The sequence below is a fragment of the Clostridium sp. AM22-11AC genome, assembly GCF_003473545.1.
Lineage (GTDB): Bacteria > Bacillota > Clostridia > Lachnospirales > Lachnospiraceae > Enterocloster.
In genome coordinates, this window is the sequence record NZ_QUCM01000003.1 from 251147 (window position 1) to 277823 (window position 26677).

At 44.2% G+C, this 26677-nt stretch carries 21 protein-coding genes and 1 riboswitch; of the genes, 3 read left to right on the top strand and 18 right to left on the bottom strand.

Annotated elements, in window-relative coordinates; all coding sequences use genetic code 11:
- Positions 1-34 precede the first annotated feature (34 nt).
- A complete protein-coding gene (locus tag DW251_RS05065; RefSeq protein ID WP_118300398.1) occupies positions 35-3157 on the bottom strand; it encodes an efflux RND transporter permease subunit in 3123 nt (1040 codons plus the stop codon).
- A 13-nt stretch (positions 3158-3170) separates the two neighbouring features.
- On the bottom strand, positions 3171-4328 hold the full coding sequence (locus DW251_RS05070) for an efflux RND transporter periplasmic adaptor subunit (protein WP_021870539.1): 1158 nt from the start codon (positions 4326-4328) through the stop codon (positions 3171-3173).
- A gap of 319 nt (positions 4329-4647) precedes the next feature.
- Here DW251_RS05070 and DW251_RS05075 point away from each other — a divergent pair, with 319 nt between their 5' ends.
- Positions 4648-5322, top strand: a complete 675-nt coding sequence (locus DW251_RS05075) for a response regulator transcription factor (RefSeq protein ID WP_182433581.1) — start codon at positions 4648-4650, stop codon at positions 5320-5322.
- Positions 5319-6356, top strand: coding sequence for a HAMP domain-containing sensor histidine kinase (locus DW251_RS05080; RefSeq protein ID WP_118300399.1), 1038 nt, complete (start codon positions 5319-5321; stop codon positions 6354-6356). Before DW251_RS05075 ends, DW251_RS05080 begins: the two co-directional genes overlap by 4 nt.
- On the opposite strand, the gene DW251_RS05085 is transcribed toward DW251_RS05080, so the two are convergent.
- The 7 genes from DW251_RS05085 to DW251_RS05115 form a co-directional block, all read right to left on the bottom strand.
- A complete protein-coding gene (locus tag DW251_RS05085; protein ID WP_021870542.1) occupies positions 6353-6712 on the bottom strand; it encodes an Hpt domain-containing protein in 360 nt (119 codons plus the stop codon). The two genes, DW251_RS05080 and DW251_RS05085, sit on opposite strands and share 4 nt — an antisense overlap.
- A 2-nt stretch (positions 6713-6714) precedes the next feature.
- Entirely contained in the window at positions 6715-7542 is an 828-nt protein-coding gene (locus DW251_RS05090) for a GGDEF domain-containing protein (RefSeq protein WP_118300400.1), read from the bottom strand.
- On the bottom strand, positions 7539-9074 hold the full coding sequence (locus DW251_RS05095) for an HD domain-containing phosphohydrolase (RefSeq protein WP_118300401.1): 1536 nt from the start codon (positions 9072-9074) through the stop codon (positions 7539-7541). Before DW251_RS05095 ends, DW251_RS05090 begins: the two co-directional genes overlap by 4 nt.
- Positions 9075-9242: 168 nt before the next feature.
- Positions 9243-10766, bottom strand: a complete 1524-nt coding sequence (locus DW251_RS05100; RefSeq protein WP_021870545.1) for a 4Fe-4S dicluster domain-containing protein — start codon at positions 10764-10766, stop codon at positions 9243-9245.
- Between the two features lie 186 nt (positions 10767-10952).
- A complete protein-coding gene (gene malQ, locus DW251_RS05105) occupies positions 10953-12455 on the bottom strand; it encodes a 4-alpha-glucanotransferase (RefSeq protein ID WP_118300402.1) in 1503 nt (500 codons plus the stop codon).
- A gap of 48 nt (positions 12456-12503) precedes the next feature.
- Positions 12504-13352 carry an endonuclease/exonuclease/phosphatase family protein gene (locus tag DW251_RS05110; RefSeq protein WP_021870547.1) on the bottom strand — a complete coding sequence of 283 codons (849 nt, stop codon included), beginning with the start codon at positions 13350-13352 and terminating at the stop codon, positions 12504-12506.
- A 12-nt stretch (positions 13353-13364) separates the two neighbouring features.
- Positions 13365-15578: a PTS transporter subunit IIBC gene (locus DW251_RS05115; protein WP_118300403.1), complete on the bottom strand. Its 2214-nt coding sequence runs from the start codon at positions 15576-15578 to the stop codon at positions 13365-13367.
- A gap of 342 nt (positions 15579-15920) precedes the next feature.
- Here DW251_RS05115 and DW251_RS05120 point away from each other — a divergent pair, with 342 nt between their 5' ends.
- Complete coding sequence (locus DW251_RS05120) at positions 15921-16982, top strand: LacI family DNA-binding transcriptional regulator (RefSeq protein WP_021870549.1); 1062 nt, start codon at positions 15921-15923, stop codon at positions 16980-16982.
- Positions 16983-17011: 29 nt separating this feature from the next.
- Here the strand turns inward: DW251_RS05120 and DW251_RS05125 are convergent, their stop codons facing one another.
- The 9 genes from DW251_RS05125 to DW251_RS05165 all read right to left on the bottom strand — a co-directional run bounded on the left by DW251_RS05125 (position 17012) and on the right by DW251_RS05165 (position 26474).
- Positions 17012-18031 carry a hypothetical protein gene (locus DW251_RS05125; RefSeq protein ID WP_118300404.1) on the bottom strand — a complete coding sequence of 340 codons (1020 nt, stop codon included), beginning with the start codon at positions 18029-18031 and terminating at the stop codon, positions 17012-17014.
- Between the two features lie 224 nt (positions 18032-18255).
- Complete coding sequence (gene thiH / locus DW251_RS05130; protein ID WP_118300405.1) at positions 18256-19515, bottom strand: 2-iminoacetate synthase ThiH; 1260 nt, start codon at positions 19513-19515, stop codon at positions 18256-18258.
- Positions 19516-19527: 12 nt separating this feature from the next.
- Positions 19528-20292: a thiazole synthase gene (locus DW251_RS05135; RefSeq protein WP_118300406.1), complete on the bottom strand. Its 765-nt coding sequence runs from the start codon at positions 20290-20292 to the stop codon at positions 19528-19530.
- A gap of 66 nt (positions 20293-20358) precedes the next feature.
- Positions 20359-21012: a sulfur carrier protein ThiS adenylyltransferase ThiF gene (thiF, locus tag DW251_RS05140; protein WP_207663354.1), complete on the bottom strand. Its 654-nt coding sequence runs from the start codon at positions 21010-21012 to the stop codon at positions 20359-20361.
- A 2-nt stretch (positions 21013-21014) separates the two neighbouring features.
- The gene (gene thiS, locus DW251_RS05145) at positions 21015-21209 is read right to left on the bottom strand and encodes a sulfur carrier protein ThiS (RefSeq protein WP_118300407.1); all 195 of its coding nucleotides are present in this window, start codon (positions 21207-21209) and stop codon (positions 21015-21017) included.
- A gap of 341 nt (positions 21210-21550) precedes the next feature.
- A complete protein-coding gene (locus tag DW251_RS05150; protein ID WP_118300408.1) occupies positions 21551-22402 on the bottom strand; it encodes an ABC transporter ATP-binding protein in 852 nt (283 codons plus the stop codon).
- On the bottom strand, positions 22402-23490 hold the full coding sequence (locus tag DW251_RS05155) for an iron ABC transporter permease (protein ID WP_118300419.1): 1089 nt from the start codon (positions 23488-23490) through the stop codon (positions 22402-22404). The genes DW251_RS05150 and DW251_RS05155 overlap by 1 nt, the downstream gene beginning before the upstream one ends.
- Before the next feature lie 5 nt (positions 23491-23495).
- Entirely contained in the window at positions 23496-24647 is a 1152-nt protein-coding gene (locus DW251_RS05160) for an ABC transporter substrate-binding protein (protein ID WP_021870557.1), read from the bottom strand.
- A 209-nt stretch (positions 24648-24856) separates the two neighbouring features.
- Positions 24857-25039, bottom strand: a riboswitch (cobalamin riboswitch).
- Positions 25040-25130: 91 nt separating this feature from the next.
- The gene (locus DW251_RS05165; protein WP_021870558.1) at positions 25131-26474 is read right to left on the bottom strand and encodes an MATE family efflux transporter; all 1344 of its coding nucleotides are present in this window, start codon (positions 26472-26474) and stop codon (positions 25131-25133) included.
- Positions 26475-26677: the final 203 nt, after the last annotated feature.

The window sequence follows — 26677 nt, forward strand, 5'->3', positions numbered from 1 at the left end:
CTTCTTTCTATCCTTTGATCCATTGCTATCTTTATTACTGATCATCCTTTTTGTTCCCTTTTTTGCTAAATCCTGCAAATAATCCTTTTATTTTGTTCATAATATTCTCTCTGGTACGTTTACGCTTCTTTGCCGGTGCCTCAAGGTCTCCTGGTTTTTCCCTGCCGCTCATGAGGCGGTAATATACAGGAAGCATCAAAAGGCACAGGATGGTGGAAGCTGTCAGACCACCAATATCTACAATAGCAAGACTCTTTGTAGTGGTTCCGCTAAATGCCATAGGGATCATGGAAACAACGGTTGTCAGCGTTGTCATCAGAATAGGTCGGATACGGGTAGCGCCTGCCTCAATAAGAGCTGTATCACGATTCATGGTTCCCCGGTACTGGTTTGCAGTATCCACGAACAAAATACCATTATTTACAACAGTACCAATCAGCATCAGGAAACCGATGAGGGAAACCATGCTGATGGAACAGTCAGTGAGCCACAACAGCCCAAATGCACCGATCAGACTGAACGGGATAGTGGTCATGACCATTCCGGAGAACTTAATAGACTCAAACTGGGCTGCCATTACAACAAAGATCAAGAATACTGCAATAGCAAGTGCCTTAAACAGGGATGCAAACTCCTCGTTCCTGGACTGATCCCTGGAATTTAAGCCAATACTTACTGTGCTGGTCAGATGAGGCTTTACTACTTCCTCCTGGATCTGGTTTCTGGTATTCTGGGTGGCCTTTTCTGTATATTCTGCAGAGATGGTCACTGTATATTCCTTATTTTCTCTTGCTACAGAAGAAGGGCTGTCTACGAATTTTACATCTGCCACATCAGACAAAGCCACAGAACCGCCTTTTCCGGTGGTAAGAACAATGCCACGTACCTGGTCAATGCTCTTATATTCGTCCTCTGCATACTGTACTTTTACATCAATATCTTCACCGTTTACCTGGATGGTGGTTGCCTTTACACCGTCAATACAATTGCTTACTGCAGTCGCGATCTGGGATGGGGTAAGACCTGCTGACTTTGCCTTTAAGGCATCAACTCTTACTTCTACTACAGGAGATGAGTTTTCCACGTCAGAATGGATCTTTGTCACATCATCCCTTGTTTTTAACTCTTCTACAACGGAATTGGTTACTTCTTTTACTTCGTCATAATCCGTTCCCTTTAAGATCACCTCATAGCTCTGTCTGGTAGCAGACATCATGCTCATGGAAGAACCGGCCTCTGCGGTAATATCACAGTTTGTAATATCAGAAAGCTCCTGCTGCCATTTTGCTGCCACATCTGCAGTTGCCATGGTACGGTCGTCCTTCAGATAACCGGTCACAGTAGCAGAACTGCCGCCCCTTCGGGAGCTGCCATAGGAAGTCATATAAGAGTCCAGGTTTTCGTCCTGACTGATAATGGCTTCTACCTGCTTTAAGATCTCATCTACCTTTTCTGACTGAAGCCCCGGTCTTGTATCTACAGTTACTGTGATCTCACCTTCATCATCTGCAGCCATCAGCTCCATTTTCAGGGATTTTCCAACGAACAGAGCTAAAACCAGAAGTGCAATGGAGGTAAACATAACCAGCTTAGATCTGTAAAGAAGGGTGCTCATCAGCTTTCTGTAGCCTTCCTGCAGCCTCTTTACAGGTCTGGAAAATGGCGCTGACAGCTTTTCTGTTGGCTTATAAGCCATATAGCACAGGGGCACAATGGTAATGGATGAGATCAGGGATGCTGCCATACAGAATACAATTGTAAAGCCCAATGGCTTAAACATCTGTCCGGTCATACCCTGTAAAAATGCCAGTGGCAGGAATACAACACAGGTAGTGGCTGTACCGCCGAGTACGGACTCCCATACCAGACTGGTACCTTCTAAGGCATCCTGCATATATTCTACAAATCCGCCCCGCCGCTTTGCTGTCATACGGAAACAGCTTTCCAGAACAACGATGGAATTATCTACCATCATGCCAACGCCAAGTGTCAGGGCACTCATGGTAATGGTATTTAAGGTAAAGCCCATTAAACTCATTAAGATCAGTGCTGACAAAATGGAAATAGGAATGGAAGTACCTACGATCAGGGACGCCTTTAAGTCACCAAAGAACAGCCAGATAATGATCATGGAGATAATGATCGCCAGGACCAGTGTCTGGGCTACATCCTTTAAAGAGCTTATAATACTGTCTGCATCATCACGTACTGTGATGATATGTAAGTTTTCATCGGCTCCTTCCAGATTTGCAATTGTCTTTTTTACTGCATTGGAAACAGAAACTGCTGTTTCACTCTGCTGCTTGGTAATAGAAAGCGACACTGTATCATTTCCATTGTAACGGGCGATACCGTCATTTTCCTCCTGTGCAGTGTATACATCTGCCACATCCTCCAGATAAATGGTGCTTCCATCTGCACTGGTCAAGGGGATCTCTTTTAACAGGTCTACTGTATCATAGGTGGTACGGGTAGAAACAGAAAGCTTTAAGCTTCCCACCTGGGTATCACCGGAAGGATAGGAAATGTCCGCTGCTGCAATATCTGCTGCAACAGAAGACATGGTCATTTTATACTGGCTTAATTTTTCCGGAATGATCTGGATCTTAATATATTCATCAGAACCGCCGCGGACACTTACATCTGCTACCTGGGCAATTTTTTCAAACTCCGGCTGGATCTTATCTTCTACATAAGAATACAGGTTTTCCTGGGATGTATTATCAATAGATAAAGTAACACATGGCATGGAGTTCATATCCATTTCCATGATCATAGGATCGCCTGCACTGTCAGGAAGACTGTTTTTTACCAGATCTACCTTCTTTTTCAGGTCATCATACGCCTCGTCTGTATCTGTGCCATATTCATATTCCAGCATGACCATGGAACTGCCTTCACTGGAATTAGATGTAACAGATTTAAGACCGCTTAAGGTTCCCACCTGGTCCTCAATGGGCTTTGTAATGATCTCATTTACGTCCTCAGGGCTTGCACCGGAATAAGTGGTCATGACCATAAGTACCGGCATTTCCATATCCGGGATATTTTCCAGGCTCATGCTGGTTACAGAAGTGTAGCCGAAAACGATCAGGCAGAGCACTGCCATCAATGTGGTAATGGGCCGTTTGAGGACAAATCTTGTTAAACCATTCATTATGTCGTCCTCCTTACTGTGCCTTGTTTCCTGTCATGGGAGCTCCCGGTCCGCCTGGTGCATTCCCTTCTGGTCCACCTGCAGGTGCTCCGGCTGCATCACCGGTGCTGTCATCCTGTGTCGTTTCCCCTTTTAATCTTACCTCTGCTCCGTCATACAGCTCAGAGCTCCAGGTAGTAACTACCATGTCATCCATAGAAAGACCGGATTTTACCTCTAAAATATCGGAGTCAAAAATTCCCTCTTCAATAAATTTCTGCCATACTTTTCCGTCTGAATATGTATACACATAAGGTTCGCCATTTTCATAATAAACAGCATCTACCGGAATGGTCATAACTCCCTCTGCCTTTTCAGAAGTTACATACAGCTTTACTTCAGAACCGGTAGGAAGAACCACATCTGCGTCCACAGAAGCCTTTACCTTGTAAAGTCCTGTAGTCTCATCCGCCATGGTACTTACTTCATAAACCGTACCTTCATAAGTCTGTCCGTCCTTTTCCACATCAATGGTATCTCCTTCTTTCAGATAGCCTCTGATGCGCTCTGTAGTGGAGAAAGATACCACTCTGCTTCCCTGTCCGGAAATAACAAAGATCAGATTGCCCTGGGATACATTGTCATAATTTTCCACATTACAGATCTCTACCAGACCTTCCATAGGTGCTGTGATCTGGCTGTATTCCAGCTGTGTTTCGTAGTTATATTTTGCCTGGTCATAGTTTATCTGGGCACTGGACACTGCATTCTGGTACTGGCTGTACTGCTGATCAGAAAGTCCGCCGCCTGCATATAAAAGCTGCTGGCGTGAAAGTTCTTCCTGTGCCTGACGTAATGTTAATGCCGCTGAATCCATGGTATTTTTCGCTGATTCTACCTGCTTGGTATCAATGTTGCAAAGAACCTGTCCCTTGGTCACTATATCACCGGCCTTTACATTTACCTCTGTTACATCACCGGCTGCTTTTGGATAAATATAAACCACATCAGAAGGCTCGATCTTACCGATCACACTGGTGGTCAGCCGGATATCTCCTGTCTCAGGTTTTTCTGCATCCATAACAGGAAGAGCCACTGCCTGGGCAAATTGTTTCGGTTTCGTAAATTTAGGTACGATGACCGCACACAATGCAATAATACAGATCCCTGCAATTATGATCTTTTTCTTCATCTTTTCTCTTATCCTTTCCCCACGCAGCAAAAAACGCTGCTTTTCTCATTAACATTCTTCCTAAGGATACCATTACTTAATGAACCCTTTCTTAATCGAAGATGAACTGAAGATGAAATCACATATTTTTCACATTTCCATTCAGGTCTTTTTGAACTTTCTTTCCTTATTCTTTTATTTTGTTCCCAATATTTCACCTGATGTTCATGAAAATGTGCTATGCTGAATATGATAATGAGGCTGATCTGAAGATGCAGGCCCAAAATAGGATCAATCTATAAAATATATAAAGAAGAAAGGCAAAGAAACTACCATGCAGATATTGACCATTCTTGTAATAGAAGACGAAGACTCCCTGCTGCAGCTCTACCGCATTGTGCTGGAAAAAGAAGGTTTTAAGGTTTTAACTGTACACAATGGACAGGAAGCCTGGGATCTGATCGAGAACGAACATGTAGATCTGGTGATCACCGATATTTTAATGCCTGTTATGGACGGCTATGAATTTACCAAACTGCTGCGCCATTCCAACCCCGGCATGCCGGTACTGATGATCACTGCAAAAGATGATTTTCCTTCTAAAAATAAGGGCTTTTCCCTGGGAACAGACGATTATATGACAAAACCGGTAAATTTAGATGAAATGGTATTGAGGGTGCGGGCACTGCTTCGCCGTTCACACATTGCCAGTAATAAACGGCTTACTCTGCCTCATACTATCTTGGATTATGATGCACTGACCGTAACCTGGGGAGATGATCCCCAGATGCTTCCCCAGAAGGAATTTTTCCTGCTATTTAAGCTGATCTCCTATCCAAATAAGATCTTTACCCGTATGCAGTTAATGGATGAGATCTGGGGGCGCAACAGTGAGTCAGACCTACAGACCATTGATGTACATATCAACCGGCTGCGCAGACGTTTTGAGAATAATCCGGATTTTGAGATCATAACAGTCCGTGGACTTGGATATAAGGCGGTGATGAAAGAATGAAAGATCTGAAATTATGGGGTATTTTTATCAGTTTGATCATTGTTGTGCAGGCACTGGGATTTTTCGTATTTTCCGGCATTGCCTGGTGTTTATTCCACGCAGGCATATTAAGTCCGGATCATCCCCCTATGGGCTGGTTTCCTTTTCTCACCAACACCTGCAGTTCCGCACTGATCTCCCTGTGCATTACCACAGTCATCTCCCACCACTTTTTCCGCCCTATCCAGGACCTGGTCCATGCTTTAGAACAGGTATCTGCAGGAAATTTTGATGTGCGGTTAAAAGAAAATGACATCTGGTATGAAGTCAGGGAGATGAATTTAAACTTCAATAAAATGGTGAAGGAGTTAAATTCCATTGAAACTTTGCAGTCTGATTTTATCCAGAATGTATCCCATGAGATAAAAACCCCTCTTGCTGCCATTGAAGGCTACGCTGCCCTTCTGTCTGCTTCTACCAGGGATGAACAGAATAAGCTGTACGCAGAACAGATCTTAAAAAGCTCCCAGCAGCTTTCTACTCTTACCGGAAACATTTTAAAATTGTCCAAACTGGAAAACCAGTCCATCATCTCTGAAAAGAAAACCTTCTCTTTAGATGAACAGATCCGTCAGGCAGTCCTTTCCCTAGAGCCCATCTGGTCTGCCAAAAATATTGATATTGACCTGAATCTTCCGGAAATATCTTTCTATGGAAACGAAGACCTGATCTTTCAGATCTGGACCAATCTGATCTCCAATGGAATTAAGTTTACTCCATCCGGCGGTCTTGTATCTGTAAAAATGACTGCAGAAGACTCTTTTGTAAATGTGGTCGTTGCGGACAACGGCATTGGCATGACCGAAGAGGTGCAAAAACATATTTTTGACAAATTTTACCAGGCAGAAGGCAGCCGCAGCATGGAAGGCAATGGCCTTGGACTGACATTAGTAAAAAAGATCCTCAGTCTCTGTGACGGCACCATTGAGGTGACCAGCCAGCCGGACCTTGGATCTAAATTTACGGTAAAACTTCCTGTAAACTGCACTACTTAAAGTTCTTTAATAGCAGCTATGGTGCGTGCATATTCTTCATCTACTGCAGGCATCAACTTAGCTGCTTTTTCCATATCACCGGAGCTTGTTTCTGATGGACGCAGGCTCTCTGTTACTTCTGCTGCTGCCTTATAAAGAGGTCCAAATCCTAAATTCTGGGCAACACCTTTTAAGGTATGAGCGCCGCGAAATGCTTCCGGGGCGTTTCCGCTTTCCATCGCTGCCTTTAAATTGGCATAACTGTCATCATCCAGAAATTTCAAAGCAAACTTGCGTACCAGCACTTCACTTCTAAGTCTGGATAATACATCTTCATAATCAGCACCCATCTTATCATAACACTCTTTTAAACTCACGACTACTCTCCTCCTTCATAAACAGATACACTGTTTTTTAACTTTTTTATTTTATACATTTCACTGTCCGCAAGGACAATGGCTGTTTTCACCGGACCGCCTTTATAGACGCCTCCGATACTCACTGATAACTGGATCTGCGGATATCCTTCTACTTTTTTCGCAGAAACAGCTTTGCATATTCTCTCCAGCTTATCAATAAAAACATCTTTTAGAACATGATTGATCAGTAAGACAAACTCATCACCGCCATAGCGGATCAGTATGTCTGTACTTCGGATCACGGAGAAGACACCTTCTGTATAGGCTTTCAGCGCCAGGTCTCCTACCATATGTCCATATTTATCATTGATCTCCTTAAAATCATCTGCATCGATCATGGCAACACCGTCCATATATACCATATGGCAGGCCTGCTCTTCATAATATCTCCGGTTAAAAGCACCGGAAAGGGGATCACGATATATCTTATTGTTATACTGCTCGATCTTCTCGATCAGCTCACTCCGTCCATAAGCTCCAAAAAGCAGCTCATCCCGGATCTCTGTTACCATCTCTAAAGCATATCCCTTTCCATCGATTTCCACATAGTGAGAGATCACAAGATATATTTTGGAGTCTACAAATTCGATCTTTGTCAGCTGGCACCTCTGGGCAACGACTCTGGCAGAGATACAGTTTTCACACCGCTCCTGCCTGTTCCAGACTGCATAGCAGGCATGGGACTGTTCCGGCATGACAACTTCTGTCTTATCTACATCTACAAGGCGGACTACGTCAAATATCTTTTTTAACTGAACGACCAGTTCGTCTAATTCCCGGTAATTCATTTTGCCCCCCCCCCCATTTTTTTGCCACTTTTGATTTTGGCTACTCCAATGGTACCTGTATAAGTCGAAGTTTCCTCTTTTGTCCAGAGAGATCTTAAACGTAATTCATAAATAAAACTTCCATCCGGCCGATGCAGTTCCACATCCATAGTGACTTCAGGTTTTTCCGGACATGTTTCTTTGATCCGGCTGATCACCTGTTCTACATCCACACAAGGCTCTAACAGCTGTTTTTCTTTTCCCAGATCAATATTATTTTTCGTCAGGCCCAAAAGTGCAGCGCCCCAGTCTGAAAAATAGATCATACCTGTACTGCTGTTGTAATCAAACTGCAGCTCATTGCTCCAGGTATTGAAAAATGCTGCTTTTTCCCAGTTCCGTTCCATCCAGTTTCCAGAATAGGAACTTTCTCCAATGTCCTTGTGTTCCAGTATCTCTTCTACCACACTGTAAACCTGTTTATCACTGGTTTTTCCTGTAGGATTTCCACAAAGATTTTCCTGGATCTCCTGGGATGAGTCCTGGAGACACTCTAAGATCAGCGGACTGAACTGCCCGCATTCTCCATTTAAGATCATCTCCATTGCCTTTTCATGTGAAAAAGACTTTTTATAACATCGCTCACTGGTAAGAGCATCATATACATCTGCAACAGAAACGATCTGGGCAGAAATAGGGATCTCTTCTCCATTTAATCCGTCCGGATATCCCTTTCCGTCGTAGCGCTCATGGTGCCACCTGCAGATCTCATAAGCAGTCTTTACAAAAGGCGTATCCTTATATTCAGGCAGTGCGTCTAACATCTGGGCACCTGCCATAGAATGGGTCTTCACAATCTCATATTCTTCTTTAGTCAGTTTTCCCGGTTTATTTAAGATGGTATCCGGTATACTGATCTTTCCTATGTCATGAAGAGCTGATGCCGTTGCTATACGGACAATATCTTCCTGTGTGATCTGATACTTTGTGATCCTCTTTTGCAAATGCTGCAAAAGTATCTCTGTCATCATATGGATATGGCGCACATGCTGTCCGCTCTCTCCATTTCTGAACTCTACGATATGACTTAAAATATTGACCATCATATCGTTGTTTTTTTCTCTTTCGTAGACCTGGTCTGCTACCATCTGCACCAGACGCTTCTGCTTGGCATAAAGCATCAGTGTATTGATAACTCTTCGTCCTACGATCAGGGCATTAAAAGGACGGCTGATATAGTCAGCTGCTCCCATCTCATATGCCTTCTCTATATAGGAAGAAGAACTTTCAGATGAGATCATGATCACCGGGATCACTTCTGTCATATGGCTGCGCTTCATAAAGCCAAGCACGTCAAACCCATCCATCTCCGGCATCATAATATCCAACAGGATCAGATCAATGTCTGTCATTCCCTGTTGAAGGATCTCTATAGCTTCAAGACCATTTTCAGCTTCCAGGATCTCATAATCACTGCCTAACATTACAGCCAGTATGTCCCTGTTCATCTCTGAATCGTCTACGATCAGTATTTTTTGTTTTTTATCTGCCATGTATTTTCAATTACCTCTAAAACGGAAGTTCCTGGTATATAAAAACACTGCTCCCCTTCTGGTACACGAAGCCTGAAACATAGACTTTCTTTCACCATCAGGAAAGCAGTGTTTTGAGTTACCAAAATCACATATTATTATAAAGGAAAATGTAATTTAAAACAACCACTAATCAACCAGTTTATCCAGCTCTTTTACATATTCTGTCTCATGACAGTTTTTGTGGTTTGCTTTGGAAGCATAAATATTAACGGCTGCCTGGGATTTCTTAACAGGCTGCATGGTTCCGGCGCCGGCTACACAACCGCCTGGACATGCCATTCCCTCTAACAGATAACCGTCATACTTGCCTAAGGTCGCAAGCTTTAACAGCTGACGGCACTCTTTTAAGCCCTCTGCATTTGCGATTTTAACTTCCATATCCGGCTTCAGTTCTTTTAATACATCCTTAACAGAAGTTGCCACACCGCCTGCAACAGCGAAGTTTCTTCCGTCTGTGGAAGCATCGTTGACACCGTTTGGATCTTCTTCAATATTTTCAATATCTACATGCTTTGCATCGAAAATTCCGGCCATTTCCTCAAAGGTCAGTACGAAATCCACATCGCTTCGGATGCTGGTACGCATTGCTTCCAGCTTCTTAGCTGCACACGGTCCGATAAATACAACCTTTGCAGACTCATGCTGCTTCTTGATCAGTCTTGCAGTCAGGGTCATAGGGGTCAGTGCCATGGAAATGCAGTTTGCGTATTTCGGGAATACTTTCTTTGCCATTACAGACCATGCAGGACAGCAGGAAGTTGCCATAAATGGGATCTTCTCCGGTACTTCATCTAAGAAGTCCTGTGCTTCCTGGGCTGCACAAAGGTCAGCACCGATTGCTACCTCAAATACATCGGCAAAGCCTAATTTCTTCATAGCTGCTCTCAGTTTTCCAGGAGTTACCTTTGGTCCGAACTGGCCTACGAATGCAGGAGCTACTGCTGCGTATACACGTTCACCGGACTGGATGGCACGGATGGTCTGGAAGATCTGGGACTTATCTGCGATAGCGCCGAATGGACAGTTTACAAGGCACTGTCCGCAGGATACGCACTTATCATAGTCAATGTCTGCCTTACCGTTTTCATCAGAAGAGATAGCATCCATACCGCAGGCTGCTGCACATGGTCTCTGCTGAACGATGATAGCATTGTAGGAACATACAGTTGCGCACTTTCCACATTTGATACATTTATCTTCGTCAATATGGGAGCGTCCTGTAGTACGATCCAGGGTAACAGCTCCCTTTGGACAGACTTCTACGCAAGGATGAGCTAAACATCCCTGACATCCGTCTGTTACATGGACTCTCTTCTCTTTGCAGGCGTTGCAGGCAAATTTGATAACATTGATCAGAGGCGGTGTGTAGTAGGTCTCTGCTCTGTCTGCTGCTTCGATATTGTCAGAAACTGGTGCATGCTCAGATGCATTACGGCATGGAAGTCCCATTGCCAGACGCAGTCTCTCTCCTACGATCGCTCTCTCTAAGAATACGTCATTACGGAAGTTTCCAACTTCTCCCGGAATGATCTTATATGGAAGCTCTTCAATACGCTTGTCTACCGGCCATTCGGTATGATAAGCCATACGGGCTACTTCTCTGAAAATTCTGTGGCGGATCTCCTGAATACGGGTTTCTACTCCTCTCATTCGCTTTCTCCTCTTTGTTGTGATTTTTTTAACAGTTGCATATAGATCAAAAAAGTTTTATTAACATAACAGAAACAGCTCATTCGGGCTGTTTCTGTTTTTATTATACGCATATACGAAATACATTGCAAGTGATTTTCTTTCTCAATAGCTTATGTTTCTGTTAAAAAACAAACGAATTACAGGTTATTGACCATTTAAACGTCCATATCTGCGGGTCATACCACGGATCTCTTCTTTTAACAAGTCAGTCAGCTCTCCTTTTTTCAGGCGCCATTTCCAGTTTTCTCCTACAGTAGAAGGCTTGTTCATACGGTAATGATTATCCAGTCCCAGATAGTCCTGCATTGGGATCACACAAAGGGCAGCTTTAGAACGCATTACCAGGCTGTTTAAAGACTTATATAAATATTTCTTTGGAGTGTAATGATCACACAGATAATCACGTACCATATTCTGTTCTTCTTTTGTAATGCTGTCAAACCAGCCTGCCAGAGTTTCATTATCATGGGTTCCTGTATAAGCTACGGAATTTTCCGGATAATTGTGAGGCAGGTAATCGTTGGCACAACCGGAATCTCTGGAGTCAAAGGCAAATTCCAGTACCTTCATACCTGGAAAACCGCTGTCATAAACCAGTTTGCGCACAGAGTCTGTTACATAGCCAAGATCTTCCGCAATGACTTCCTTTTCTCCCAGCACCTGACGTACCCGGTTAAAAAGATCGATCCCCGGTCCCTGTTCCCAGTGGCCTCTGGTAGCATCTTCCGCTCCATAAGGGATAGAATAATACTGGTCAAATCCTCTGAAATGGTCAATGCGCACTGCATCATACAGTTTAAAACAGTGGGAAAGCCGCTTTAACCACCATTCATACCCGGTCTGTCTGTGATATTCCCAGCGGTACAAAGGATTGCCCCAAAGCTGGCCTGTAGCAGAAAATCCGTCCGGCGGGCAGCCGGCTACTGCATAAGGCACATTTTTCTCATCTAACTGGAACAAAGAAGGATTCGCCCAGGCATCTGCGCTGTCCATAGCTACATAAATGGGAATATCCCCGATCATGCGGATCCCCAGACTGTTGACATAGGCCTTTAATTTATTCCACTGTTTATAAAAGGTAAACTGCAGGTATTTCTGAAATTCTATGTCAAAATACAGTTCTCTTCTGTAATAATCCATGGCATAGCCATAACGCAGGCGGATATCTTCTGCCCACTCCGTCCATGGTCTTCCCTCAAACCGGTCTTTTACTGCCATAAAAAGGGCATAATCAGAAAGCCACCATTCATTTTCTGCAAGAAACTGCTGATAATCCGGATTTTCACTGATATTGCTGCGCTCATAGGCCTTTCGCAAAATAGGATACCGGTCCTCATACAGCTTTTTATAGTCGATGGTCCCTTCTTTGGACTCTGTTTCCAGTTTTTCACATTCCTTTTCTGTAAGAACACCTTCTTCAATCAGGTCTTCTAAGCTGATAAAATAAGGATTTCCTGCATAGGTGGAAAATGACTGGTACGGAGAGTCGCCGTAGCTGGTAGGTCCTAAAGGAAGGATCTGCCAGTAGCTCTGACCTGCTTCTTTTAACCAGTCTGCAAATTCATAGGCGCTTTTTGAAAAGCAGCCAATGCCGTATTTTGATGGCAGACTGGATACAGATAAAAGTATTCCTGCTGTTCTGTTCACTTTATTTACGCTCCTCTTTCCCTGTTTTTAATGCCTGTTGCAACGGTTCTATATACCTGTTTTGATCATCACCGCATAGTGATCCGAAACTGCTGGTTCTCTTTTCCCGTTGCATAAAACACGGGACTCTTCTATATTAATATCTCCCCAATGCCAGATGTAGTCGATGCGCATTCCCTGCTCAGGCGATTTTCCTTCTGCTTCCTTCCAGCCATCGATCTTTGGCGGTGCTGTAAATCCGGCATCTTTCTTCTCTGCCAGATCCCATGTATCCTTAAAACCGCTTACTCTTACAAGATCATAGCCTTCTCCCCTTACAGAAGCAGGACTGTTAAAATCTCCCATGACCCACAGGGATGTTTCTTTTTTCTCCATCAGGCTCTTTGTATTCTTTAAAAATGTTTCCCACTGGGCTTTAAAAGGCTCTTCTTCATCCTTCCACCAGCCCATATGCACAGTAAAAAACCAGCCCTTTTCTGTGTGTATTCCCAGAGTTTTTCTGGTTTTCCAGTTATAGTAATCATCAGAAGCACTTAAGTTAAATACACAGGAAGAAAGAATGGGACTTTTGGAAAAGATTGCCAGTCCTTCGTCATATTTATCATATCCTACTTTTACAGGGATCCAGGTCCAGTAGTAGGAAAGACCTTTTTTCCTTAACGCTTCTGCCAGAGACGCACCATAATTATCCCGGCGCATTTTCCCTTCAAAGCCTTTGACCGGCTGATAACCACAAACTTCTTTCTCATTTATAAATGGTTCTGCCATGGTCTGGTTTACTTCCTGAAATGCCATGACCTCCGGCTGCTCTTTTTCCAGGATACCGGCAAACAGTTCCATTTTTTCTGTGGCATTTTCTTCTGCCAAACTGTGTGTATTTAACGTAAGGATCTTCATTTTACAGCCTTTCTATTGTAAAATATCATTAATATCGGATTTCAGCACATCTGCCTTTGGTCCATAAACGGCCTGGATACCGCCATCCTTCTTTAAAAGCCCTAATGCTCCCTCTGCCTTCCATGCAGGCAGTTCTGCTACTTTATCTACATCTTTTACAGTCACACGAAGTCTTGTCATGCAGGCATCAACTAAAACAATATTTTCCCTGCCGCCTAAAAGAGCGATGATGCGCTCTGCCTGGGAGTCCTTCTTTTCTTTGCTTCCAGTTTGTGTACTGCCCTGATCTTCCTCTTCTGCTCCGTCATCTGTATAATTTCCCAGACGTCCCGGTGTTGCAAAATGGAATTTTCCGATCATAAAATAGGCAACCACATATCCGATCACAAAGAATGCTACCACGCAGATTACAAAATTGATCAGATCCCCGGTCAGTCCTGCTTTTACAGACATGGGGATACGGGTGATAAATTCCAGGTTACCAAAGGAATGAAGACGCAGGTGGATAATACCGGCCATTGCAAATGCACATCCCTGAAGTACTGCATAAACCAGATATAACGGCAGGGCACAGAACATAAACATAAATTCCAGTGGCTCTGTTACGCCTGTTAAAAATACAGCAAGTACTGTGGATAAAAACATGGATCTGTATTTGTCCCTTTTATCCGGATCTACTCTCTTATACATTGCAAGAGCAATACCGGAGATCAGTCCGGTAGCACCGATCATCTGTCCTACCTTAAAGCGGGCCGGTGTAACGGTTGTAAGAAGGTTTGTATATGCCGCCATGTCTCCTGCGCTTTTAAAGTTGATCAGGTCATTGGCCCATGCAAGCCATAAAGGATCCTGTCCAAATACCTTGCTTCCTGCATTTACGCCAGTCATGATCTCATAAGTACCGCCAAAAGAAGTATAATTCATAGGAATGGTCAACATATGATGAAGGCCAAACGGCAGGAGCAGACGCTCTAAGGTACCGTAAATAAATGGTGCCAGTACCGGTGAAGTGGTGGAAGAACCTGCGATCCACACGCCAAATGCATTGATACCGCCCTGGATCACCGGCCATACAACTGCTAAAACAGCGGAAATGATCACAGACCACAGGATCACTACCATAGGTACAAAACGTTTTCCATTGAAAAATGCCAGTGCATCAGGAAGTTTTCTGTAATTGTAATACTTATTGTAAACAGTACCTCCTACGAAACCGGATATGATACCTACGAACACACCCATATTCAATGCAGGCGCGCCTAAAACAGAGGTAAAGTATCCATTTACAAGGATCTCTTTTCCAAACAGTGTATGGGTAACTGCGTTTGGATCTGCCAGCATGTCAGAAGAGATGCCAAACAGCGCTCCTGTAATTACATTGATCAGGATAAAGGCGATCACAGATGCAAAGGCACCGCCGGCCCGTTCTTTTGCCCAGGAACCGCCAATAGCTACTGCAAAAAGGATATGCAGGTTATTGATGATGGCCCAGCCAATGCTCTCCATAGTGCTCCCCACTGTGAAGATCATACTCATATCGGCTCCTGCCATCTGTACCAGTTTTCCAAGGCTGATCATCAGACCTGCCGCAGGCATAACTGCAATTACTGCCATCAGTACTTTTCCCAGTTTCTGTAAAAAGTCAAAGTTAATGGACAGCTTTTTCTTTTCTGATTTTGGCTCTGGTGCTGAATTTTCCAGGTTATCGGATGGATCTGTCTGTGTTTTTTGTTCATCTTTCAGGTTCTCTTTGGTTGTTTCTGTCAAAAGCACGCTCTTTCCGGCTTCCACCTGTCCTAGCTGACTCTTTACCAGGACTCTTCCTTCCATTCCGCCGCAGATCAGCACAGGAGTGATGGGGTTGAGCTTCCGTTCTTCCAGAAATTCAAGATCCACCTCTGCTAACAGATCTCCCGCTTTTACAGTGTCACCTGGCTTTACATGTATCTTAAAACACTCCCCTTTTAATGATACTGTTTCAAGACCAACGTGGATCAGAAGTTCCACACCCTCTTCTGTTTTCAGACCATAGGCATGACCTGTGTCTGCTACGGATACGATCTGTGCGTCTGCCGGGCTTACGATCTTCCCCTCTGTTGGAATGACCGCCATTCCATCTCCTATGATCTTCTGTGAAAACACAGGATCCGGAACCTCTTCCAACGGTACTGCCCTGCCTGTCAGTGGTGACAGTATCAACACGTTCTTACCTTCTTCTCTGCTCATAAATTGTTCCCTCCCGGACATTCTTTTGCGGCCTGCTTTCCTTTTGTGCCCCGTCTCATGTTTTTGCAAGATTGTGCAACCGCTTGCATTAAATATAATAAGTTTGCATTGCTTTTTCAAGTGTATTTTCTATATTTTCCAGGTTTTCTATTTTTTGCACAATTTATTCTGCCCTGTTTTGTGCAATTTTCCAGTTGTTTTATCAACTCCAGAGGTGTCTCTTCTTTCCTGCAATATTTTATGCAATTTTTGCACTGAGTTTGCGCAATCTTTATTGACAAGGCTCTTATTCTCTTTTAAAATAATATCAGACGATTTTTAATGATCCCAGGAGGTTTTATCATGGCGGTTACCATAAAAGATGTAGCAGCTCTGGCAGGTGTATCTTCTTCTACTGTATCCAGAACCTGTAAAAACAATCCCTCTATCAGTGAGGAAACAAAAGAAAAAGTTCGCCGGGCCATGGCGCAGTTAGGATATGAGCCCAACTTCCAGGCCAGCAATCTGGCTTCCCAGAATTCCCGTACCATCGGGATCATTCTGCCTGTTTCCGCCAGAGAGGCATACGAAAACTCCTTTTATCTGGAAGCCATCCGCGGGATCAGCCAGCTGTGCAACAAGCGGCAGTATATCAACACCGTGATCACAGGTGAAAGTGAAGAAGAAGTCCTTCAGGTGATCAAGACCATGGCGCGCAGCGGACAGGTAGACGGTTTTATCGTTCTTTATTCCCGCCAGGATGACCCCATTGCTGATTTTCTCTATAATGAAGGATTTCTTTATGTGCTGGTAGGAAAAGCCTATTCCCATGCAAACCAGACGATCTACATTGATAATGATAATCTCCTGGCTGCTCAGGAAGCAACGGAGTATCTGTACCAGATGGGACACAGACGGATCGGCTACATTGGAAGTGATACTTCCATGATCTTCTCCGCAGACCGTAAAAGCGGCTATCAGACTGCCCTTTTACAGCACAATATCCTTCCAAGAGCGGATTACTGCGTGGAAATGACTGCTGCCATAAACGCAGGCGGCACCAGTGCGTCATCTACAGCAACAGAAAAAGACAGCGCACCTTTACGCTGTCTTCTCTCTTTACCGGACCGTCCTACTGCTGTTGTAGTCAGTGATGATATCCTGGCTGCAACCTTAGAACGTGTCTGCCTGGAAATGGGTCTTTCCATACCGGAAGATCTTTCCATTGTCTCTTTTAATAACTCACTGTTTGCAAGGCTTGCTTCGCCTCAGCTTACTTCTGTGGATATCAATTCTTTCCAGCTTGGCGCAGAAGCCGCTACCCAGATGATCAACCACATTGAAGATCCCGGGCTTCCTGCCACCAAGATCCTGGTGCCTCATCATATGGTAGAGAGGGATAGTTGCTGCCCGCCGAAAAATTAGAATGTCCTCATTTGACCGTTTTAAGTTTTCTACTGGATCCATGCCCCGTTTCCATCTACATAATAGCCATCCGGTGTACGGGTATTGGTAAGCATCTCTCCACTGTCACAGCAGTAATACCATACGTTATTCCACTGTACCCAGCCAGTTACCATATAGCCGGATGCATTAAAGAAGTACCAGTAATTGTTGATATACTGCCACTGGTTTACCGGATAGCTGCGGTCCGCGTTGCAGTACCACCAGCCGGTGTCATTTTTAAGCCATGCGCCCTGACTAGTGTTTGTGTCTCCAGGGCCGCCGTCATCATCTATGGAATTGGAAGGTGTATTTCCGGAGGATTTTCCATTGTCACGGATATCTTTTGCTTCGCTGGAGGAAACGCTTAATTCGTCTGACTCTTCCCAGTCACCTTTGTTGGAGGTGTTGTAGATCGCACGTACCTTAAATGTGTAATCACCGCTTCTTGTGAAATAGCTGGCGAAATTGTAGCTGGTGTCTGTAGTAGAGATTGCAGAAGAAACGCTGCTTCCGTCTCTGTAAAGACGTACTTCATAGCGCTTTGCATCTTCCGGCTCTTCCCAGCTTGCAGTTCCGTCATAATCATCCCAGTTTAACCCTGTTACATCCAGATCATAATCACTGGAGTCACGTTCCAGTTTTTCCAGAGTAAGACTGACATTCAGTTCATACTTGCCGGAACGACTGACTGATGTAACGGTAGCATCATTTCCACTGACAGAAATATCACTTTTTGTAATACCTGTGCCAAAGTACGCATCACCATCTGAGGATAATGTAACCTTGATCTTTGGTCTTGCACCGCTCTTCCACTCGTCGGACGGCTCGTTTGTAACTTCCACATCATCTACACTGCAGTATCTTGAGGAAGTAGTTACATCCACGTCACTGTCGCTGTCTCCTGCTTCAATGGACGAATCGATCTTCAATGAGATGCTGGTGATCTTCGTGTCTGCCCACACATTCATTGGCATGGCAAGACTGAGTGCTGTAATAAGTGCTACCCATATTTTTCCCGTCTTCTTCATAAAACTTCTCCTTCTGTTCCGTCTGTCCCTGCAGATTTCCCGAACCTATCGTCCTACCCCAGACATCTGTTTTCAGACGTTTTTTACTTAGTTTTAGTATAGCACATCCTTTTATTACTTTTCTATTACGATTTCAGTCTTACTTTTTACAATCTCTGATGTTTCCCCACAAAAGCAGCCTAAAGATGACAAGCTGTGTGTTTTTTGTCTATCAAGTTCTTCTATTATACATAAATGTAGTCGTTAAGGACCGGCTGCAGACCGCCTTTTTCCATATCCTCATACATACTGGCGAAAGAACGTCCGTCATTAATCTCAAACTGCTCATCTCCTACGTCTGCATCTTCCTTGCCTTCGTATTTCTCCTCATGATCTCCAATTCCCGTGGATACACCGGCAGAAACCTTTGTTGCACAAATCTTGGTAATGCCGTTTCTGAAAGCAGCGCTTTCACGGCTGGATACAGTAATACCTGCAAATGGCAGGAAAATACGGTATGCACAGAGAACCTGGCAAAGTTCTTTTTCCCCTACATCCCTTGGATTGATCTTGTCATTATTGACGATAGGACGTAGTCTTGGACAGCTTAAAGAAAGCTCTGCATGTGGATATTTCCGGTTGATATAATATACATGAAGAGCCGTTGCAAGAGCATCCTTTCGGAAATCATCCAGACCTAACAGCGCGGAAAAGCCTGCACCTCTCATACCTCCCATAAGAGCCCGCTCCTGGGCATCAAAGCGGTATGGCCATACACGTTTATGTCCCATAAGATGCAGGGTTTCATACTTATCTGTATTGTAGGTTTCCTGGAATACCGTTACATAATCTACGCCACATTCATGAAGATATTTATACTCATCTACATTTACAGGATAGATTTCAATGCCGATATTTCGGAAATATTTCCGGGCAATCTTCACTGCTTCTCCGATATATTTTACATCCGAATAGGCCCTGCTTTCCCCTGTAAGGATCAGGATCTCTTCCATACCGGTCTTTGCGATCACCTGCATTTCATGCTCGATCTCTTCAAATGTAAGTTTTTTGCGGCGGATGTTGTTGTAGCAGTTAAAACCGCAGTAAATGCAGTAATTCTGGCAGTAATTGGCAATATAAAGAGGGGTAAAAATGTATACCGTATTGCCAAAATGATTTTTTGTGATCTCCTCAGCTTTTCTGGCCATTACCTCCAGATAAGGAGCCGCTGCAGGGGATAAAAGTGCCTTAAAATCTTCAATGGAACATGTTTCATGGGACAGCGCCCGCTCTACATCCCCTGCCGTATAGGCATCATAATCAAAGGCTTTCATGGCCTCTTCCACTTTGTCCTTGATGTCAGACCGGATCACTTCCATCCCTTCCATGTATTCCATGTGGTTGGTACGGAAAGTTGGATCCTGCTCTAAGCGGTGCTTCCGCTTTAATGCTTCCTCAGGCAGCTTATCACTGTCTACAAAATAGACCTGGTTTTCTTCGTTCATGTCCGCTGCCTCCTAACGTAAAAAGCCTGTAAGCGGATCAGATGCGCTGCCGCCTCTTGCCAGGACTCTTCCCATTCCTGTAAGGTATGCTTTTCTTCCTGCTTCAATGGCCAGCTTAAAGGCATTTGCCATAGCAGGCACATCTCCGGCCGTTGCAATAGCAGTATTTGCCATAACTGCCGCAGCACCCATTTCCATTGCCTCACATGCCTGGGACGGCTTGCCAATACCTGCATCTACAATGATAGGCAGGTCGATCTCGTCGATCAGTACCTGGATCATGGCCTTGGTTGCCAGACCCTTGTTGCTTCCAATCGGAGCTGCTAAAGGCATAACGGCTGCTGCGCCGGCGCTTTGCAGATCTCTTGCCACATTTAAGTCCGGGTTCATATAAGGCAGAACGATAAAGCCCTCTTTTGCAAGGGTCTCCGTCGCTTTTACTGTCTCATAATTATCCGGAAACAGATATTTTGTATCACGCATAATCTCTACTTTGACAAAATCCCCACAGCCCATAGCCCGGCTCAGTCTGGCAATACGCACTGCTTCTTCTGCGTTTCTGGCACCGGAAGTATTGGGCAGTAATGTTACTCCTTCCGTGATATGATCCAAAATATTTTCTTTTTCCTGGGTATTTGCTCTTCTTAATGCCAGAGTAATAATCTCGGCGCCGCCCTGTTCTACCGCTGCCTTGATCAGATTGATATTATATTTGCCGGAACCTAAAATAAAACGGCTGCTAAATTCTTTTCCCCCAAGAACCAGTTTATCTTCCATGTTGTTTTCCTCTCTTTTCACATATGTACATATTTATATATTTTTCTGTTTACAGGCTTCTTCTGTTTATGACTGCAGGATCAGCTGCAGTACTTTATTGGCCTGATGGGCAGCGCAGGCTGCTACTCTGGGCGCTATAAGGCCGATCCCATTTCCTACATCTGTTTTCTGATCCCCGCATACATAAAGCCGTCTCATCATCTTCCTTGTCTGTATGTCATTGGTATCTCCCAGACCTGCCATTCCATTTCCTGAAACGACCATTGTCTCCGGACATTGTCCTAAAAGTTCTCTTACCAGCATGGCTTTCTGATCTGGTTTGTCAAAGGCTTCACAGACAATGGGATACATTTCAAACAGCTGCTTTACATTTTCCGGTGTAACTTTAACACAAACAGACTCATATTCCAGATATGGATTGATCTGGCAGAGTATATCCGGCAATGCTTCTGCCTTGGGTCTGCCTAAATGAGGAATCATATACATCTGACGGTTTAAATTTGTCACATCCACTGTATCAAAATCCACTAAAAGCAAATGTCCTATCCCACTTCTTGCAAGCATTACAGCTATGTTAGATCCCAGTCCCCCAAGTCCGGCTACTGCCACACGGGCGTTGGAGAATTTCTCCTTCATTTCCCGTGGAAATCTGGCATCAAAAGCCCGTTCCAGTTCTTCTTTTGAAATAAGGGCCTGCATTTTTTCCTGTATGGCTGTCATTTTCAGCCTCCTCCTACAAAACAAAGTATTTCGATCTGGTCACCTTCCTGGATCAGGGTATTTTCAAGCTGATCCTGGGGAATGATCTGTAAATTCTGTTCTACTACTACACGGCTTGTATCGTATCCTTCTTCTGATAAATAGGCATAGATTGTTTTTCCAGCTGCGTTTTTTTCTTCTCCGTTGATTGTTACCAAAACAGTTCCTCCTTTCTGATCTAATGTGCTTTCTGTTATCTGTGCAGACGTTTTTTAGCAACCTGCAGAACCTGCCACCGGCAGTTTCTTCCTGATACATGGCAACAAAAAACGCCTGCAGATGTTATATCCACAAGCGTTTTATACATTCTTCTATTCATCGCCGGGATACACATAAAATATGTTCCGGCGCCTTTTAAGTTTGTGAAAAGTGGTGCCCCCAGTTCACAAAGCAGAAATGGTACTGTGTCCATTTCCTACTTTTTAATATTACACTAACTTAGAATTTTTTTCAATAAGATTTTTCTGAATATTACAAAATATTGCAAAATTCTACACTATTACAACGATTTTTCCGGCAATACGATCCATCTGTCTTCCAGATTATGGATCGCAGCCCGTATCCCATAGGCTTTTTCGATCCGCTCTGGTGTGATCACCTCTTTGGTGGCTCCTTCTGCCAGCACATGACCGTCATGGAGCAATGCCACCCGGTCTGCAAAATCAAGAGCCAGGTTTAGATCATGGATCACGGCTGCTACTGCCAGATTCTTTTCCCGGCTTACTTTTACCAGAAGTTCCATAACTTCATACTGATAGCGAAGATCCAGGCTGCTGGTAGGTTCGTCTAAAAGCAGCACCTGAGGATCTCCTGCCAGGGCTCTGGCGATCAATATTCTCTGGCGTTCTCCACCGCTTAACTGTCCCATCTGGCGGAAAGCATAGTCAGACAGTCCAAACTGCTCTAATACCTGGGCACTTTTTTCCACATCTTCTTTTCCTGTTTTTCCGCCGGAAAATGGAAGCCGCCCGGAAATAACTGTTTCCATAACAGTAAGGCTTAAACCGGCCTGTGTATTCTGTGGAACATAGCCGAAGATCTTTGCCTTTTCCCTGAGGGAAAGAGGTTTTGTGTCCTGTCCCAGCCATTTTACAGTTCCATCAGAGGCTTTTAAAAGACCGTTGATACATTTTAATAAAGTAGATTTTCCTGCTCCATTGGCACCTAACAGCAGGCATACTTCCCCTCGTCTGGCGCAGAAACCGGTTCCTTTTAAGATCTCACGTTTTCCATAATGGAACTTAATTCCGGAAACTTCCAGGTCATTGGCAGTTCCCATTCCAATTCCCGATCCATTCTCATTTCCATTTTCGGTTTTGGTTCCATTTCCAATCACATTTTTCTTTTCCATCACAGGCTCTTCCTCCTTTCACGAAGGATGAGGTACAGGAACAATGGAACACCTACATAGGAAACAACAATTCCCACCGGTACTGTAGTAGGTGAAAATGCATTTCTTCCCAGTGTATCAGCCGCCAGCACTAAGAATGCTCCTGTTACAGCGGAATAGGGAAGCAGATGACGGTAATCGCCGCCAATGAGCATACGTGCCATATGAGGCGCTACCAGGCCAACGAAACCAATGATACCGGTGAAGCTGACTACAGAGGCTGTAAGCAGAGTTACCGCTCCGCCGCAAAGCAGTCTGGTCCGCTTTACATTTACACCTAAGGCTCTCGCTGTTTCATCTCCACCATCATCTAACAGGTTAAATGCCCATGCCTGACTCATAAATACAGGAAAAGATACTGCAAAGAAAAACAGCATGATCCCGATATCTGACCATGTTACGGCTGTAAGGCTTCCAAAAGACCAGTGTACAATGGCCGGAAGCTGCTGCTCATTCGCTATAAACTGCATGGTGGAGTTTAAAGCATTAAACAGGTAGTTTAAGGCAATTCCTGTAAGAACTAATGCTTCCGGACGAAGCTGTTTGTAACTTGCCACTGTATAAACAACAACGGCGCAGATCACAGACATGACAAACGCGGCCGCTACAGTAGCTCCCTTCTGCATCCATAAAGGAAATCCGCCAAACAAGATCATAAGAGCCGCTCCAAAAGCTGCTGCACTGGAAAGACCGGTAGTAAAGGGGCTGGCCATCGGGTTTCCTGTAATAGCCTGCATACCGGAACCTGCGATCCCCAGTCCGGCTCCCGCGATCACAGCTGCTGCAATTCTTGGGAGCCTTAACATAAGGAGCACGTTCTGCTCTTTCGCATCTAAAGGCGCTACTCCTTTAAACATTCCGCTAAAAGAAGGGAGCCATGTTACGATCATACGGTCTGGTGTCAGCTGGGCTACCCCCAGGCAGGCGGCCCATATAGCTGCTACCAGTAACACTAATAGAAGAACAGCCAGGAGAATGTTCTTTCTCCTGGCTCTTCGCAGATAATCACCTGCTAAATCTCTTTTTTCCTGGTTATCATCCGCCCTCATGGTCATTAACCCTGTGCAGGTACGTGATAGTAATGAGGTGCGTTTGGTTCAAATCCCTGATACTTCATCCACTGAGTGAAGATTGCATCTGGGTCTAAGTCGGTCATCAGATCCGGATACAGCCATTTTGCCATGTAAGCAGCACCGATCATCTTTCCAAGGCCGCCGCTCATAAATGCTGTATTCAGATAGAAGTTTCCTTCCTTAACAGCCTTTAAATCCTTCCAGCCTGGACGCTGCAGCATTTCATCTGCTTTCTCTGCAAACTCTTCCTGTGGAGGTGCTGTAAATACGCCGCTGTTTCCGATTACATTCTTACCAGCGTAGATCTTTACGATCAGGTCTGGATCTTCGGTTAAGATCTGCTCTGGATCAATGTCCTTACCTGCTAAAGAAGCATCACCGAAAATGTTGATACCGCCAGCCATCAGGATCATGTTGTGCCAGCCGTCATTGGAAGTTCCAGGGATACAGGTGCTGTAATCATCGCCGTACTCCCAGTAAACTTTTTTACGGTCTGTTACCTGCTTTAACTGCTCATTGATATAATCAACTGGTTTCTGGTAGAAATCAACCAGTTCTTCTGCCTGCTCCTGCTTTCCAAACAGCTCGCCGCAAAGACGGATCTGCTTCGGAACATCAGAGTTATCCCAACCTGTGATAACAACTACCTTGATACCAAAGGACTCTAATTTTTCAACAGACTCTTCTACTTTACCGTTCTTTGGAACTACCAGTACCTGAGGATCTAATGCAACGATCTTCTCATAATCGTACTCATCTTTTCCAAAGGTCTCATCTTCGCCAAACTGTGGCCAGTATACAGGGTCCTGGGAGGTGTACTGATCTACACCAACAACTGCATCACCAGCGCCTACGGCACGGATCAGCTCATTATTATAACGGTTTGCAACACAAGCGCGGGTGACCGGAAGTTCCAGTTCTACTTCTCTTCCAAGGTCATCTACGAATGTAGTTGTTTCCCCTTCTTTTGCTTCTGCAGTAGTTTCAGCTGCGGTTGTTTCCTCCGCTGTAGTCTCTGCTACTGTTGTTTCAGCTGCTGTGGTCTCCTGCTTGGAAGCAGAACCAGAGCAACCAGTTACTGCGATCATTGCGCCTGCTAAGATCGCTGCCAGCCATCTCTTGCTGTTTCTCATTTTTATGTCTCCTTTCAGTCTGCTATCCTGTGTGTTTCCCTTTTACTGTTTTTATCTATTGATATACAGCTTTTTGCACAAGGATAAAATATGCTCTCCATCATAAATTGCATAACAGAGCCATATCTTCCGCAAAATTACAAAATTGCACATTTATATAGTGCATATGTATTTGCAGACTGAAAGGTAATAGTCCCTGTCCCAGACTATTCCTCTGTCAGACATCCGGCCGGTCTCCTGGCTTATGGTTCATCCTCCGGACGTCTTCCCGCTTTCGCAGTGACTTTTTTGTCCTTTGTCCCCGTTTTTACAGTAGAGGCAGCTGCGGGGGATTTTCACCCCACTTCCCTGACGGTCTTTCATTTTTCTGTACCAGACCGCCTTTTTTCCAGATGCTGCAAGTTTTCAGTTGAGCCTTTAAAAGGGTATCACTTTTTGTCTGATTTCGCAATACCTTTTTATTACACTGCAATGTTTGTATTTCTATATACCTTTCTCCTGTCGTTTCTGTCTCTGCAAAAGAAGGAATAACCCGGTACAGAACACAACCGACATAAAAGAACCACCCGCTGTTGCCAGTCCCATTGGAAATAATGTTTCCGGGAATATCTTAGAGGTAAGATACACTCCTGGGACACGCACCAGGGCAATGGAGGTAATATTGTGAATAAAGGAATACCCGGACCGTCCACAGGCACAAAAATAACCACTGAAACTGAAATGGATCCCTGCAAACATACAGTCCCAGATATAACCTTTTAAATACTTGGCACCGGCATAGACCACTGCCTGGTCATTGGTAAACAGGTTCACTACATTTCCTGCTGTAAACTGGATGATAATGGCAATGATCAGACCAAATCCCCCGGCAATACAGATGGCATATTTTAAAGTAGCTGCCGCCCGCTCCGGTTTTCCTGCTCCTACATTCTGGGCACCTAAAGCAGATACTGTTGATAACATGGAAGACGGCACTAAAAACAGAAAGCTGATCACTTTTTCCACAATACCTACTGCTGCCGCATCTGTAAGACCTCTCCTGTTTGCAATAATAGTGATAATGATAAATGCCACCTGGATCAGACCGTCCTGCATAGCAATAGGAAAACCGATCTTTAACAGTCTGCCCATGGTCTCTTTTCTGGGCTTAAAATCGCTTTTCTTTACTGTAATCCCTGTTTTTCCCTTCATAAACATGGTCAGGGCCACGATCACACTGACAGTCTGGGATAAGGTAGTTCCCAGCGCTGCTCCGGAAGGTCCTAAATGCAATACGCCCATAAAAACGTAATCCAGTGCAATATTTACAACACAGGCAATGGCGATAAAATACATAGGACTCTTAGAGTCTCCCATTCCCCTGAAAATAGAGCTGATGATGTTATAAGCTGTAATAAAAGGAATGCCAAGGAAACATATCTTTAAATAAAGAGCGGTTCCTGCTATTGCCTCTTCCGGCGTAGACATAATGGATACGATTGCGTTTACGGAAAGGAATAAAACCACCGTCAAAACAACCGATAGTACCATAAATAAAGTAGCTGTATTTCCTGTATCCATTGCTGCTCTTTTCTTATCTCTTGCGCCGATGGCCTGTCCGATGTTTACAGTTGCTCCCATTGCCAGGCCTACGATCATAACAGTAAGCATATGCATTACCTGGCTTCCAATGGAAACAGCTGTGGTACTTGCCACGCCTTCAAACTGACCAATGATGAACAGATCCGCCATTCCATACAGGGTTTGAAGGAAATAGGATAGTAAATACGGAAGGGAAAAATAGATGATGTTTTTAAATACGCTTCCTTCAGTAAGGTTTCTTTCCATGATATGTGTCTCTCCTGTGTTGTCTTATTGCAAATTAATCTATTTGCTTGTATCAGTTTATACTCTACAACAGTTGTAGGGTCAAGTGTAATGATTTAAGAAAAACAAAAAACCTGAGCATTTCTGCCCAGGCAAAATATTATTTATATTATACATACCTTCAAAACCACATATTGAACTGTTGATCTTCCGAATACTTACAA

What these genes read in the sequence shown, in the direction of transcription:
- DW251_RS05065 (WP_118300398.1), bottom strand. Translation starts at nt 3,157, where the DNA reads ATGAATGGTTTAACAAGATTTGTCCTCAAACGGCCCATTACCACATTG.
- DW251_RS05070 (WP_021870539.1), bottom strand. Translation starts at nt 4,328, where the DNA reads ATGAAGAAAAAGATCATAATTGCAGGGATCTGTATTATTGCATTGTGT.
- DW251_RS05080 (WP_118300399.1), top strand. Translation starts at nt 5,319, where the DNA reads ATGAAAGATCTGAAATTATGGGGTATTTTTATCAGTTTGATCATTGTT.
- DW251_RS05090 (WP_118300400.1), bottom strand. Translation starts at nt 7,542, where the DNA reads ATGAATTACCGGGAATTAGACGAACTGGTCGTTCAGTTAAAAAAGATA.
- DW251_RS05095 (WP_118300401.1), bottom strand. Translation starts at nt 9,074, where the DNA reads ATGGCAGATAAAAAACAAAAAATACTGATCGTAGACGATTCAGAGATG.
- DW251_RS05100 (WP_021870545.1), bottom strand. Translation starts at nt 10,766, where the DNA reads ATGAGAGGAGTAGAAACCCGTATTCAGGAGATCCGCCACAGAATTTTC.
- DW251_RS05110 (WP_021870547.1), bottom strand. Translation starts at nt 13,352, where the DNA reads ATGAAGATCCTTACGTTAAATACACACAGTTTGGCAGAAGAAAATGCC.
- DW251_RS05115 (WP_118300403.1), bottom strand. Translation starts at nt 15,578, where the DNA reads ATGAGCAGAGAAGAAGGTAAGAACGTGTTGATACTGTCACCACTGACA.
- DW251_RS05120 (WP_021870549.1), top strand. Translation starts at nt 15,921, where the DNA reads ATGGCGGTTACCATAAAAGATGTAGCAGCTCTGGCAGGTGTATCTTCT.
- DW251_RS05125 (WP_118300404.1), bottom strand. Translation starts at nt 18,031, where the DNA reads ATGAAGAAGACGGGAAAAATATGGGTAGCACTTATTACAGCACTCAGT.
- thiH (WP_118300405.1), bottom strand. Translation starts at nt 19,515, where the DNA reads ATGAACGAAGAAAACCAGGTCTATTTTGTAGACAGTGATAAGCTGCCT.
- DW251_RS05135 (WP_118300406.1), bottom strand. Translation starts at nt 20,292, where the DNA reads ATGGAAGATAAACTGGTTCTTGGGGGAAAAGAATTTAGCAGCCGTTTT.
- thiF (WP_207663354.1), bottom strand. Translation starts at nt 21,012, where the DNA reads ATGACAGCCATACAGGAAAAAATGCAGGCCCTTATTTCAAAAGAAGAA.
- DW251_RS05150 (WP_118300408.1), bottom strand. Translation starts at nt 22,402, where the DNA reads ATGGAAAAGAAAAATGTGATTGGAAATGGAACCAAAACCGAAAATGGA.
- DW251_RS05155 (WP_118300419.1), bottom strand. Translation starts at nt 23,490, where the DNA reads ATGAGGGCGGATGATAACCAGGAAAAAAGAGATTTAGCAGGTGATTAT.
- DW251_RS05160 (WP_021870557.1), bottom strand. Translation starts at nt 24,647, where the DNA reads ATGAGAAACAGCAAGAGATGGCTGGCAGCGATCTTAGCAGGCGCAATG.
- DW251_RS05165 (WP_021870558.1), bottom strand. Translation starts at nt 26,474, where the DNA reads ATGGAAAGAAACCTTACTGAAGGAAGCGTATTTAAAAACATCATCTAT.